Annotated in this window: 12 protein-coding genes; all 12 read right to left on the bottom strand. The window is 70.2% G+C overall.

Going from position 1 to position 12,374, the window contains the following annotated elements; translation table 11 throughout:
* Positions 1-32: 32 nt before the first annotated feature.
* The 12 genes from ACFY3I_RS34250 to ACFY3I_RS34195 all read right to left on the bottom strand — a co-directional run bounded on the left by ACFY3I_RS34250 (position 33) and on the right by ACFY3I_RS34195 (position 12,367).
* Positions 33-1,463 carry an MFS transporter gene (locus tag ACFY3I_RS34250; protein ID WP_390864890.1) on the bottom strand — a complete coding sequence of 477 codons (1,431 nt, stop codon included), beginning with the start codon at positions 1,461-1,463 and terminating at the stop codon, positions 33-35.
* A complete protein-coding gene (locus tag ACFY3I_RS34245; protein ID WP_390864889.1) occupies positions 1,464-2,333 on the bottom strand; it encodes an alpha/beta fold hydrolase in 870 nt (289 codons plus the stop codon).
* A gap of 98 nt (positions 2,334-2,431) precedes the next feature.
* The gene (gene hcaB, locus ACFY3I_RS34240; RefSeq protein ID WP_390864888.1) at positions 2,432-3,226 is read right to left on the bottom strand and encodes a 3-(cis-5,6-dihydroxycyclohexa-1,3-dien-1-yl)propanoate dehydrogenase; all 795 of its coding nucleotides are present in this window, start codon (positions 3,224-3,226) and stop codon (positions 2,432-2,434) included.
* A 1-nt stretch (position 3,227) separates the two neighbouring features.
* Complete coding sequence (locus ACFY3I_RS34235) at positions 3,228-3,581, bottom strand: bifunctional 3-phenylpropionate/cinnamic acid dioxygenase ferredoxin subunit (protein ID WP_390864887.1); 354 nt, start codon at positions 3,579-3,581, stop codon at positions 3,228-3,230.
* 43 nt (positions 3,582-3,624) lie between these two features.
* Positions 3,625-4,194, bottom strand: coding sequence for an aromatic-ring-hydroxylating dioxygenase subunit beta (locus tag ACFY3I_RS34230; RefSeq protein WP_390864886.1), 570 nt, complete (start codon positions 4,192-4,194; stop codon positions 3,625-3,627).
* A complete protein-coding gene (locus ACFY3I_RS34225) occupies positions 4,191-5,519 on the bottom strand; it encodes an aromatic ring-hydroxylating dioxygenase subunit alpha (protein ID WP_390864885.1) in 1,329 nt (442 codons plus the stop codon). The genes ACFY3I_RS34230 and ACFY3I_RS34225 overlap by 4 nt, the downstream gene beginning before the upstream one ends.
* A gap of 12 nt (positions 5,520-5,531) precedes the next feature.
* A complete protein-coding gene (locus ACFY3I_RS34220; protein WP_390864884.1) occupies positions 5,532-6,443 on the bottom strand; it encodes a VOC family protein in 912 nt (303 codons plus the stop codon).
* 483 nt (positions 6,444-6,926) lie between these two features.
* Complete coding sequence (gene dmpG / locus ACFY3I_RS34215) at positions 6,927-8,006, bottom strand: 4-hydroxy-2-oxovalerate aldolase (RefSeq protein ID WP_390864883.1); 1,080 nt, start codon at positions 8,004-8,006, stop codon at positions 6,927-6,929.
* Positions 8,003-8,899: an acetaldehyde dehydrogenase (acetylating) gene (locus ACFY3I_RS34210; RefSeq protein WP_390864882.1), complete on the bottom strand. Its 897-nt coding sequence runs from the start codon at positions 8,897-8,899 to the stop codon at positions 8,003-8,005. Before ACFY3I_RS34210 ends, dmpG begins: the two co-directional genes overlap by 4 nt.
* A 50-nt stretch (positions 8,900-8,949) precedes the next feature.
* The gene (locus ACFY3I_RS34205; protein ID WP_390864881.1) at positions 8,950-10,188 is read right to left on the bottom strand and encodes an NAD(P)/FAD-dependent oxidoreductase; all 1,239 of its coding nucleotides are present in this window, start codon (positions 10,186-10,188) and stop codon (positions 8,950-8,952) included.
* A gap of 514 nt (positions 10,189-10,702) precedes the next feature.
* The gene (locus ACFY3I_RS34200; RefSeq protein ID WP_390864880.1) at positions 10,703-11,512 is read right to left on the bottom strand and encodes a 2-keto-4-pentenoate hydratase; all 810 of its coding nucleotides are present in this window, start codon (positions 11,510-11,512) and stop codon (positions 10,703-10,705) included.
* Positions 11,513-11,719: 207 nt separating this feature from the next.
* A complete protein-coding gene (locus ACFY3I_RS34195) occupies positions 11,720-12,367 on the bottom strand; it encodes a TetR/AcrR family transcriptional regulator (protein ID WP_390864879.1) in 648 nt (215 codons plus the stop codon).
* Positions 12,368-12,374: the final 7 nt, after the last annotated feature.

Genomic DNA, 12,374 nt, shown 5'->3' with positions numbered 1-12,374 from the left:
AACGTGACTCTGACGCTATGAAAGGGGGGAATTCAGGAAGCGGACGCCAATTCCGTGGCCGGCCGTGCTTCCCGGTCGCGTTGCAGGAGCGGAGGGATGGACAGAGCGGCTGCACCCGCGGCGAGCAGCAGGCACGTGATGACGGCGAACCCGTGCACGTAGCCTTCTTCGGTCGGAACGCCCGCGCCGTTCTGACTGCCGGCGATCACACTCGCGAGCACTCCCGAGCCGATGGCGCCACCGATGGTCCGCAGGTTGGCGTTCGTTCCGGAGGCCACTCCTGTCTGCGACGCCGGTACGGTGGCCACGACCACGTTGGCCAGGAGTGCGAGTGTGAGTCCGATACCGAAGCCGTTGATGCTCGTCCCCAGGTAGAGGTGCCACGCCTGGTCGTGCCGGAAGACGAGGAGGGCGGTGCCCGCGGCGCCGGTCAAAGCTCCGATCAGCATGAGCCGCTTGGCTCCGAACCGCTGCGCCGCCGGAGCGGCCAGCAGTCCCGCCACGAAGCTCAGCAGACACCCGGGCAGCATCATCAGCCCTGACTCGCCGGCACCGAAGTCGAGACCGAAGCCGGCCACGGCAGGCGAGGTCTGCGCGAGTTGTGGTACCAGACTGCTGAAGGCGTACAGGCCGAAGCCCGTGAGGAGGGCCACGAGGTTGGCGGCCCCCACGCCCGGCCGCCGCATCAGCCGCAGGTCGATCAGCGGTGGGCGACACGTCGTCTCGACGCGGACCCACACCGTCAGCAGCACGATCGCCCCGGCGAGCAGGCCGAGGACCGTCCGGGAGTTCCAGCCCCAGCGCGGAGCCTCGCTGATGGCGAGGACGAGCATGATCAGCCAGGTGGCCAGCAGGACGGCCGGTAGGACGCTGATCCGTTCACGGCTTCGCGCCGGCGACGGCGGCACGAACCGGAAGGCGACCACGGCGGCCGCGGCACTCGCCAGGCACGGCAGCCAGAACAGCGCTCCGTAGCCGAGCGCGTCGACGATCGGTCCCGCCACGACGGTGCCGCAGCCGATGCCGAAGGCCAGCAGCGAGGAGACGAAGCCGATGGCGAAGGGCCGGTTCTCGGGCGGGAACTCGTCACGGATGATGCCGAACGAGACGGGGAGGATGCCTCCGCCGACTCCTTGGACGGCACGACCGGTGATCAGCCAGCCCAGGTCGGGTGCCAGCGCCGAGACGGCGCAGCCGACGGCCAGGACGGTCAGGCACCCGACGAGCACCCGGTTCTTGCCCCACGCGTCGCCGAGCCTGCCGAGAATCGGGGTACAGACGGACGCCGACATCAGATAGGCGGTGAGCAGCCAGGTGATCGTGGCCGGGTCGGTGCCGTACTGCCGGGCGAGTCCGCCCATGACCGGGATGATGAGGGACTGGACCAGTGAGAAGGCCGTGACGCCCACCGCCAGCACCGTGAACGTCAGGCGGTGGGCGGCGGGCGATGGGTCGGGAGCCACTCAGACCGTGCCGACGAACGAGGCGACCAGGCGGTTGAACTCGGCCGCGTGCTCGATCTGGGCCCAGTGGCCGCACCGGTTGAGCAGCACCAGGCGGGAGTCGGGCACCACCGTCGTCAGGCGCAGGCTGTTCTCGAAGTGCACCACCCGGTCGTCGCGTCCGTGGATGGCCATGGTCGGAGCCTTGATCCCGCCCAGTTGGGGGGTGAGGCCGAAGAACGCGGCCATGGGCGACTCGTGGGGCGGAACCTGCGCACCTTCCAGGAAGCTGCGCAGGTGCTCGGGGTGTGCGGTCGCGGCGGCGGAGCGCAGTGCGGCGAGTTCGTCGGTGGCCATGGCGGGGTCGAAGCACATGATGCGGACGAGACGCTTCATGTTCTCGGCGGTGGGCTCCTGGTAGGCCTCGATGAGTACTTTCAGTCCCTCGCTCGGTCCGTTGCCGGCCGAGAAGAGGTTGGGGCCCGGGCAGGGGGCTCCCATGGTGACGAGATGGCTGACCCGGTCGGGGTGGCGGATCGCGGTGGAGATCGCGGTCATGCCGCCCATCGAGTTGCCGACGAGTGCGGCCCGGTCGACGCCGACCTCGTCCAGGAAGTCGGTCAGGGCGTCGACGTGGTCACGGCCGGTATCGGCGGTCTGGGTGTCGCTCTCGCCCCATCCGGGCATGTCGACCGCCAGTACGCGGTGCCCGCCGCTGAGGGCTTCGATGGTGGGGCGGAAGTTGCTCCACCCGGTCGCTCCGGGACCGCTGCCGTGAAGGAGGACGATCGGGTGTCCCTGGCCTGCTTCGTGGTAGTGGATGCGAAAACGCTTGGTCTGTACGAACCGGCTGGTGCTCTGGGCTGTCAGGGCCGGGGATGCGGAGGTCACGCGCAGTGCTCCTCGTACGTAGGCGGACAAGTGGTGGAATCGCCCGGGGCGCGGTTCGGGCCGGAACCGCGCACCAGGCCCGGGGGTACCGGTTCCGTTCAGGGACCGGGTCGGCGTGGGGTGCCGAACGAGCTGATGTCGAAGACGGTCCCGGTCACGCTGGCCGAGTTCCGGCGCGACGCCAGCAGCACGTAGGTGCCGACGTAGTCCTGCGCCGTGATCTCGCGCTGAAGGGCCGAGTGCTTGATCATCAGTTCGCGCAGCGGCAGGGCATCGGTGATCTTCGTGTCGCTCAACCCGAGCGAGTCCGGACCGCGCAGGTCGGTCGCCATGCCGCCGGGTGCCACGCCGTTGACCCGGATCTCGGGGGACAGCTCGAAGGCGAGTTGCTTCACCAGTCCGGTGCCGGCGTGCTTGGAAGCGGTGTACAGCGGGCCGCCGCCGCCGGGGAAGAACGACGCGTTGGACAGGGTGAAGACCATGCTGCCGCGCGACGTGCGCAGAGCCTCGGCGGATGCCCTGGCACCCAGCAGGTAGCCCTTGACGTTGACGGCGAACAGCTCGTCGAAGCCCTTGGCCAGGTCCTCGGGTGAACTGTCCAGCAGGGACCGGGAGAAGTCCCAGACCCCGGCGTTGCCGATGAAGACGTCCAGTCCGCCGAAGGCACCGACGGCCGTGTCCACCGCGGCCGCGTTGTCGGCGGTCGAGGTGACGTCGCCCTGGACGGTTCGCACCGCGTCACCGAACTGCTCCGCGACGTCGGCGAGTTTGTCCGCCGAGCGGTCGAAGACGGCGACGCGGGCGCCCTCCTCCACGAACCGCTCCACGATCGCCCGGCCCATGCCGGACCCTCCGCCGGTGACCAGGACGGAGGTGTTCTCCAGCCAGCCCATCTCAGTCCTCCTCGGGGAGGGTGTAGGCGACGGGCAGGTTGACCAGCACGTCGTCGCCCTCGGCCCTGATCTCGTGGACCTTGACGGCGTTGACGGCGGGCGGGCAGAGCGACCTCCCCGAGTGGAGGTCGAACTTCGCCATGTGCAGGGTGCACTCGACGACGCAGTTCTCCACCCAGCCCTCGGCGAGGGAGAAGTCCTCGTGGGTGCAGGTGTCGTCGATGCAGAACAGCTCGTCCTCGGAGCGGTAGACCGACACGGGAGGGACGGTCGCGATGCGCAGCCCCTCGTCGTCCTCCAGCTCGGACAGAGCGCACAGCCGCACCCAGCGGGTCTGCACGTCGGTCATGGTCATGATCTCTCCTGTTGGGTTTCCTCGGGCCGTCGCCGGACGACGGTCAGAAGAAGATGCTGACGCTGGGTGCGAGCAGGGTGGTCTGCTCGAAAACGATCTTTCGGTCGGCGATCCGGTACGGGTAGCCGAACTCCGCCTCCGCCGGGCGCAGCACGTCGAAACGCTCGCCGGCGAACCAGTCCTGGTGGCGCTCCAGTCGGCTGCGGTAGACCCAGAAGTTGGTGCGCACATCGAGGGTGCCGTCGGCGCGCTCGTCGATCCGCACGTTGGTCAGCAGGCGCCGGGTGCGGGACGGCGGCTCCTCGGACCAGTGGATGCCGGAGACGATGGCACGGATGCGGCCGCGCAGTTGGTCGTAGTCGTCGGAGACGTGTGCGCCGGCGCCCAGCGGGGACAGCTCCTGGTGGCGCTCCCGGATGGTGCGGGTCATCCGGGTGGGGATCCAGTAGTGGGCGTCCTCGGCCCAGAGGGCGAGCCAGTCCTGGTAGCGGTGGTCGTCCAGGAGTTCCGCCTCGGCGAAGAGGAACTGCTGGACGCGGTGCTGGAGTTCCGGCGACGTGGTCCGCAGCGCGGAGGCCGCCGTGGTCTGCGGCTGCTGCTCGGTGGTGGTCATACGGAGTGCACCTCCTCCTCGGAGGCCCGGCGGGCGGCGTCGAGCTCGGTGATGCCGGCCCAGGAAACGCCGAGCATCAGGTCCTTCCAGCGCTGGTAGAAACCGCGGGCCGCTGTCTCGCTGTACACGTCGTTCGACCTGCCGGGCAGGCCGTGGGTGTCGCGCTCCTCGTAGCCGAGGCCCATCTGTGCGTTGAAGGTGTTCTGCCGGGCCTTCCAGCCGCGCAGCACCATCTGCACCTCGGTCCAGTTCTCGCCGTCGTCGGTCTCGAAGACACCGGCGGGGCTGAAGGTGAACTGGCTGCTCTTGACGATGTCGTCCTTGACCGCCTGCGGCGCGTCCTTGGGGACGAACGTCCAGGCCCAGACCTCGATCTGGCCGGGGCCGCGCGGGTGCCACACCCGCATGGTGTTGGACTGGCCGAGCCAGGAGAAGTTGGGGAAGCAGGTGTTGTGCGCGAAGACCTTGTGGGCCCGCTCGACACCGATGTTCGCGAAGACCTTGTCGCGGTTGGCGATGTTCCACGCGTTGAACGAGGGGCCGTACTGCGGGTTCGGGCCGAACTCGGGGATCCAGAAGGATCCCGATCCGTGGCCGTTGCCGGCGAACTGGCGGCCCGGGGCCTCCTTCGGCGGGGACATCATCCCCTGCAGCGCCGGGTCCTCGAACATCGCGACGGCGGCGGAGGCGTGCGAGATCGGCGCGTGGTACATGTCGCTGGCGAACTGCTCGGCCGCGAACTTCCAGTTGCAGTCGATGACCCATTTCATCGGGCCGGGCACCAGCTCGATGCCGCCGTCGTACATGTCGAGGACGGTGTCGAGGTAGTACGCCATCTCGCCGAGGTACTCCTCGAACTCCGGCACGTCGGCGGACCAGGTGCCGAAGACCAGGCCCTTGTAGTTGGTGACCCGCGGGATCTTCAGCGCCCCCCACTTCGACTTGTCGATGTCGTTGCGGTAGGCGCGGTCCTCCTCGGGGACGTTGATGAGGTTGCCCTCAAGGTCGTACGCCCAGCCGTGGTAGCTGCAGGTGAAGGTCTTGCTGGTGCCCTCGTCCGCGCGGCAGATCCGCATGCCGCGGTGGCGGCACTGGTTGAGGAACGCCTTGACGCTGTTGTCGCGCTGCCGCACGACGAGGACCGGGTCCTCCCCCATGTACGTCTGGATGAAGCTGCCCCGCTTGGGCAGCTGCGACTCGTGCGTCAGGAACAGCCAGGAGCGGCCGAAGACCTGCTCCAGTTCGCGCTGGTAGACGTCCGGGTCGGTGTAGATCCGCGGATCCAGCAGGCCGCCGGCGGGGTCGAAGGAGGAGATGTCGATCACAGGTGGCCTCCCTTACAGGCTCGGCGCGGCGTCGGCGGAAGCCGGCGGCGCGGGCGGCGGGGCCGTGAACTTGTGCCCCCAGTTGCTGGGGGAGCTGTAGTGACCCACGGTCCAGTCGGCGTCGTCGATCAGCAGGCCGTTCCAGCCGTACTCGACGTCGAAGCCCGAAGGGGTCTTCACATAGAAGGAGGTCATCCGGTCGTTGGTGTGCTCGCCGATCGCCATGGTCAGCGCCTCCGGTGATGCGGCCACCAGGTCCAGGGCGCGGCCCACGGAGTCGAGGCGGTCCACCTCGATCATCAGGTGGCCGATGCCGGACGGGGCGCCGGGGAAGGTGGCCAGCGCGATGGTGTGGTGGCGCGAGTTGCAGTGCAGGAAGATGCCCTCGGAGACACCGAAGTCGATGGTGTCGCTCAGCCGGAAGCCGAGGACGTCGATGTACCACTCCGAGGCCTTCTGAGCGTCGGACGACAGCAGGAAGGTGTGTCCGACACCCATGTCGCCGGTCACGAAGTTCACCCCACGCGGCGAGACGAACGCGCGGTGGTCCGTGTGCTGGCCGTAGTACGCCTCAAGGGTGTTGCCGTCGAGGTCCTCGAAGGTGAACAGCCGGCGGACCTGGCGTCGCTCGGCCAGCTCGGGATTCTCCGTCACCTCGATGCCTTGGGCGCCCAGCCGCGCGATCAGCGCGTCGAGTCCGACCGCGTTCGCCGTCTCGAAGCCCAGCGCCACCAGGCTGGTGGGGCCGCCGGGTTCGCCGTCCTCGACCAGGATCCGGTAGGCCCGGTCGTCCATGCGCAGCCGCAGCTCGCTGTCGGTGGAGCTGTCGGAGACCTGTGCGCCGAGGACATCGGCGCCATAGCGTCGCCACTCGGCGACCGGGCCCCTCACGACGAGGTAGCCCAGGGCGTGGATGGTGGACATGCACTTCACCCTTCGTTGGATGCTGTGTCTTGGTCTTCACGGCGGAACCGCCGCTGCGCGGGCTCGATACCGGTCCTGCGTGACATCGAGGACCGCTCGGCCGCTCCGGGATCGGTGCCCGGTGGGTACGTCTCCCGAGTCTCGGTCCGAATCAGGCGCAGGGACACGCACGGTTCCGGAGACCGGAACGGAATCTGTTCGCCACCCGACACGCGCCCGACACGAGCACGTCACAAACCCCGCTCCTTGCGACACGTCAAGGCCGTGGCGCTCCTGTGACCTCGGGAAACGGCGCATTCCGGCGACCGGCGCCGTGGGCAGGCATGGCGGTCGTCCCGGCCGCGCGGAGGCAGCCGCGGGCATCTGGTTCGTCCGAGTGGACCGGCCACTGCGGCGGCACGAGGACGCCCGTGTGCGGCACCCGACGACCTCGGGTGCCGCACACGGGCGTCTGTGAACGCAGGATCCGCGAATGGGCGGCGCCTAGCGTGAACTGAGCTCCAGCGCGACGTCGATGATCATGTCCTCCTGGCCTCCGACCACTCGCCGCCGGCCCAGTTCCACAATGATCTCCGCTTCCGGCACGCCGTAGCGCGCCGCGGCCCGACGCGTGTGCAGCAGGAACGAGCTGTAGATGCCGGCGTATCCGAGGAGCAGGCTGCCCCGGTCGAGACGGGGGAGCTTGCCCGCGCAGCGCTGCGCCACTACCTCCTCGGCGACGTCGATGAGCAGCCGGGTGACGATGCCGGTGTCCGCGCCGGCCCGCTCGAGCGCCGCCACCATCACCTCGGTGGCGGCGTTGCCCGCACCCGCGCCCAGACCGTGGCACGACCCGTCGAGGATTCCGGCACCGGCCTCGGCGGCGGCGAGGGCGTTGGCGACGCCGACTCCGAGGTTGTTGTGGGCGTGCATGCCGAGGATGACGTCGTCGTCCAGCCGGTCGCGCAGTGCTTCGACGCGCTCCACGACCTGGTGCGGCAGGAGAGCCCCGGCGGAGTCGACGACGTAGATCGTGTCGGCTCCGGAGTCGCGCATGATCTGTGCCTGTTCCGCCAGTGCGGAGGGGCTGGTCATGTGGGACATCATCAGGAAGCCGACGGTTTCCAGCCCTTGCTGCTTCGCTGCTCCGAGATGCTGGACGGCGATGTCGGCCTCGGTGCAGTGGGTGGCCACCCGCACGATGTCGATGCCCTCGGCGGTGGCCGCCTTGAGGTCGTCAATGGTGCCGATGCCGGGGAGGAGCAGTGCGGCGAGCTTGGACGTGGTCAGCTCCGCGCGTGCGGCCTTGATCAGGTCGAGGTCGCTCTCGGCGCCGAAGCCGTAGTTGAAGGACGACCCGCCCAGGCCGTCGCCGTGGGTGACTTCCACGACGTGCACTCCGGCTGCGTCGAGGCCGCGAGCGACGGCGCGTACGTCGTCGACGGTGAACTGGTGGGCCACGGAGTGCGAACCATCGCGCAGGGTGGTGTCGCAGACGCTGATCGTACGATCCGCGAGGGGATCGCGGGCGGCGCCGTCGTGGATCACGGGCGAGCCGAGGAGGCCCGGTCGGTCGGCGGTCATGCGCGGGTCCTTTCCAGCTGCGGGGCGAGGCGCTCGGCGGTCGCGATGGCAGCGGCGGTGATGATGTCGAGGTTTCCGGCGTACATGGGGAGGTAGTCGCCGGCCCCGCGGACCCGGACGAAGACACTCACCTTCGTACTGCCGCCGGGGCCCTGCTCCGGGTCGATCTGTACGGGGGCGGCCAGCTCGTATCCGGGCACATAGCCCTGTACCAGCGCCACGGTCTTGTCGATCGACGCCCGCAGCTCGTCGTGGTCGGCGCAGGGGTCGACGGCGGCGAAGACCGTGTTGCGCATGATGACGGGTGGCTCGGCGGGATTGAGCACGATGATCGCCTTGCCCGATGCCGCCCCGCCGACCTTCACCAAGGCGTCGGAGGTGGTCTCGGTGAACTCGTCGATGTTCGCCCGGGTGCCCGGACCCGCGGCCCGGCTGGCGAGAGTCGCCACGATCTCGGCGTACGAGACGGAGGCGACATCGCTGATGGCCGCGACGATCGGCACGGTGGCCTGGCCGCCGCAGGTGACCATGTTGAGGTTGGGTTCCGCGACGACCTGGTCCAGGTTGACGGCAGGAACGACGTAAGGGCCCACGGCCGCCGGGGTGAGGTCCAGCACGGCGAGGCCCGCTTCCCGGTAGCGGGGTGCGTTCGCGAGGTGCGCTGCAGCCGAGGTCGCCTCCAGGACGAGGTCGAACTCGTCGGCGCGCTCGAGCAGAACTTCGACGCCGTCACTGGTGGTCTCCACGCCTGCGCGGCGGGCGCGGCGCAGGCCGTCGGACGCGCGGTCGATACCGACCAGGAGGCGCGGTTCGAGCACCGGCGACCGCCGCATCTTGGCGATCAGGTCGGAACCGATGTTGCCGGATCCGACGATCGCGCAACGGAGGGGCATGCTGTCTCCTTCGAGATCCTTCGAGAGGCGGTGGACCGACGGTGTGGGGTTCACCGGCGAAGCCACGCGCGAGGGTTGACGGACGTGTCGGCCAGCAGGTCGGGATCCGGCACGGCACCCGCGCTGATCAGCCGGCGGGCGGCGGCGATGGCGCGGGGGTCGTCGACGGCGGCGGCGCCGAGCAGGCGTCCGTCGTCGGCGAGGTCGAACACGGCCAGGGGGAGGCTGTCCGGTGCACCGCGCAGGACGCGTCGGCCACCGGTGCGGAGGTCTCCCACGCCTTCCACGTGCACGCCGTGGCGGTCGCTCCAGAACCAGTCCGGATCGGTGGCCGGCAGCGGCTGCCCGAGCATGGCGGCCGCCGCGGTCCGTCCGTCCTGCCGCGCCGCCTGCCAGTGTTCGCGGCGGTGCAGGGTGCCGTCCGGCCGGCGGATCCGGGCGGTGTCACCGGCGGCGAAGACGGCAGGGTGGGACGTTCGGTGGAAGCGGTCGACGATCACTCCGTCCGCGGTGTCGAGACCGGCGCTGCGGGCCAGGTCGCCGGGCACCGTCATGCCGATGCCGGTGACCACGACGTCCGCGGCGTACTCCTGGCCCGCACCGGTGGCGACGAGGAGGTGGCCCCGGTCCTCCTCGATACGGGCCACGGTGTCCGTGACCAAGCGGATCCCGGCCTGGGTGTGCTGACGGTGCAGGAGGGTGGCGATCTCCGTTCCGACGGCGGGCTCCAGGGGAGGTACGACCGGCTCGATCAAGGTGACCTCACAGCCCAGGGCCACGGCGCTGGAGGCGACCTCGGCGCCGATCAGGCCGCCGCCGATCACGACGGCACGGGCGCCGGGCACCAGGGCTTCGCGCAGAGCGCGGGCGTCGTCGACCGTACGCAGGACGCGCACCCCGGGCAGGTCCCCGCCGGGGACCGGGAGGCGCCGGGCGATGCCACCGGTGGCCAGCAGCACCGCGTCGGCGGGCGCGTGCGAGCCGTCATCGAGTTCCACCGAGCCCTCGGCCGGACGCAGCCGGACCGCCGAGCGTCGGGCGCGCAGTTCGACGTCGTTGTCGTCGAACCAGGTCTCGGGGACGAGCCGGATCTGCTCGACGTCGGCCTCGCCCAGCAGGAACGCCTTGCTCAGCGGCGGCCGGTCGTAGGGCTGTTCGCCCGCGTCGATCAAGGTGATCTTCCCGCTGTGCCCGAGTGATCTGAGGTGTTCCACGGCGGCGATGCCGGCCACTCCGGCGCCGACCACGACGATCCGGTCCGGCACGCCGCCGGCGCTCCTGACGCTCATCGGGCCTCCTCAGTGCGGCGAGTGGGCGTCGCGGTGGCCGGGCACCGGCGTGTGCGGCGTGCTTCCGTCCGGTCGGTTCGAGGGAGGGGGGCAGTGGCCATGACGTGTCCTTCCGAGGTCACTGTGATGCTTCGCGGCGGTTCTGGACGGTGTCCGGGGCGGCCCGGCGCCCGTCCGGGGCCGCGGTGGGCGGATGCCGCCCGTCCGGTCGAAGAGGCGACCCGGAGGGTCGGCGCCGACACAGGGGCAGCCCGTTCTCATGACAGCTCACGCGGCGGACGCTGGGCACCGATCGTGCCGTTGGCCGGAACGGCGATCATGCGGGCGGAGCGCGGGCCATGGGCAACTGTGCGCAGTCCGGAGGCGTGCGTGGGCGGACCGCGTGCCGTAGGTGCGAGAGGCACTTCTGTCATGCCGCTCCGGCACGAGGGGATCGTGCGCGGGAGTGCGCGGACTCGATGCGGACCGGCTCAGCCGCTTGCCGGTCCGCTCTCGTCCGCTTCGCCGTGCTGGATCAGCCCTGGGCGGTTTCGTCCGCGTCGTCGGCCGCGAAGGCGACCCGCACGGATCCCAGGCCGGAGATCCGGGCTTCGAACGTCCGTCCCGGCTGCGCGACGGCCATGGGGCCCAGCGCACCCGTGAGCACTATGTCTCCGGCGCGCAGGGGATCGCCGAGCCGCGCGAGGGTGGCCGCCAGCCACACCGCGGCGTTCAGCGGACCCCCGAGGCAGTCCGCGCCCGATCCCTCGGAGACCTTGGTGCCGTCGCTCAGCAAGGTCATCCGCACCGACCTGAGATCGACGGCGGTCAGCGGCACCGGGGCGCCGCCGAGGACGAAGAGCCCCGATGAGGCGTTGTCCGCGACGGTGTCGGCGAAGGTGATGTCCCATTCGGCGATGCGGCTGTCGACGATCTCCAGGGCGGGCAGGGCGAAGTCGACGGCCCTGAGCACGTCGGCCACGGTCGGCTCGACGTGCGGCAGGTCGGCGCCGAGGACGAGGGCGACCTCGGCCTCCACCTTCGGCTGCAGCAACCGGCGGTGGCCGACCGTGCCGCCGTCGGCCACCGCCATGTCCGACAGGAGGGTGCCGAAGTCCGGTTGGCCCACGCCGAGTTGGCGCTGGACCGCGGGCGATGTCAGACCGATCTTCCGGCCGACGACACGGCGGTCCCCCACCAGCTTGCGCGCGATGTTCAGCCGCTGAACGGAGTAGGCGGACACGGCACCGCCCTCTCTCAGGAGGTCGCGGACGGGCGGGCACGGTGTCGCGGAGCGTTCGGCCGCGAGCAGGACGTCGGCCGCTTTCTCGATCTCCGGCGTCATGAGCGGCGTCCCGGGAGCGTGACGGGGTTGAAGGGCAGCGGCATGGGAGCCTCCCGGAGAAACGTGGGCGTGCGGATGCGTTCGCCTCCGGTTTAGGCAATGACTCCGGCCGGACGCAGCATTCGTTCCGTCGAGCGGAACGGCAACATCTCCTGGGGGGCGCCGGCGCGACAGCGACCCCGGGGCCGAGCCGGGGCGCGGGCCGGTTCAGCCCTTCGGGTGCTCGGCCGTCGCCGCCGCGGTGATCATGGCGCGGACGACGCCGTGCAGCGGCGCCATTTCCGCGATCAGGCGCTCTCGGACGTACCCCGCGGTGAGCATCGCTCCTGCGGCGTAGACGGCGGAGAAGCGGGCGAGCCGGAACGCGAGACCGGCCGCGTCGGCGACGCCCGCCGCACGCACCACCGGTTCGATGACAGCGGCCAGCCGCCGGGCCACGGTCTCGTTGTTCTCCTCCAGCCGTTCCAGTACGCCGGGGTCGCCGCCGGTGAGCGAGCTGTGCAGGATCTTGAAGTACGCGACGTTGTTCATCAGGAGTTCGGGAGCGAGGTCGAAGTACTGCCGGAGACGCTCCTCCGGGCCCGCCGTCGCTTCCACCATGGCGTCCAGCCCGCCGTAGAACCGTCCGTTGCCTCGCTCCAGCACCGCCGCGAAGATGCCGCTCTTGTTGCCGAAGTGGTGGTAGAGCGAGCCCACGGGCAGTCCGGACGCCTTGCAGATCGCGGAGATCGAGGTGTCCGCGTAGCCGTGGTGGGCCATGAGCCGCTCCGCGGCGTCCAGGATCGCCTCGCGGGACGAGGGGCCGTCGACCGGCGTCGGGTCCGCACCGACCTCACCCTTGTCGATCATGCTCATGCTGGAG

The sequence above is a fragment of the Streptomyces sp. NPDC001068 genome (assembly GCF_042897315.1).
In the GTDB taxonomy this organism is placed as follows: Bacteria; Actinomycetota; Actinomycetes; order Streptomycetales; family Streptomycetaceae; genus Streptomyces.
Note: the sequence above shows the minus strand (reverse complement) of the source record. Positions and strands in the feature narration are given on the sequence as shown.

Coding starts and splice junctions, on each gene's coding strand:
- hcaB (WP_390864888.1), bottom strand. CDS start 3,226: ATGGGCTGGCTGGAGAACACCTCCGTCCTGGTCACCGGCGGAGGGTCC.
- ACFY3I_RS34235 (WP_390864887.1), bottom strand. CDS start 3,581: ATGACCATGACCGACGTGCAGACCCGCTGGGTGCGGCTGTGCGCTCTG.
- ACFY3I_RS34230 (WP_390864886.1), bottom strand. CDS start 4,194: ATGACCACCACCGAGCAGCAGCCGCAGACCACGGCGGCCTCCGCGCTG.
- ACFY3I_RS34220 (WP_390864884.1), bottom strand. CDS start 6,443: ATGTCCACCATCCACGCCCTGGGCTACCTCGTCGTGAGGGGCCCGGTC.
- dmpG (WP_390864883.1), bottom strand. CDS start 8,006: ATGACCGCCGACCGACCGGGCCTCCTCGGCTCGCCCGTGATCCACGAC.
- ACFY3I_RS34210 (WP_390864882.1), bottom strand. CDS start 8,899: ATGCCCCTCCGTTGCGCGATCGTCGGATCCGGCAACATCGGTTCCGAC.
- ACFY3I_RS34205 (WP_390864881.1), bottom strand. CDS start 10,188: ATGAGCGTCAGGAGCGCCGGCGGCGTGCCGGACCGGATCGTCGTGGTC.
- ACFY3I_RS34200 (WP_390864880.1), bottom strand. CDS start 11,512: ATGACGCCGGAGATCGAGAAAGCGGCCGACGTCCTGCTCGCGGCCGAA.
- ACFY3I_RS34195 (WP_390864879.1), bottom strand. CDS start 12,367: ATGAGCATGATCGACAAGGGTGAGGTCGGTGCGGACCCGACGCCGGTC.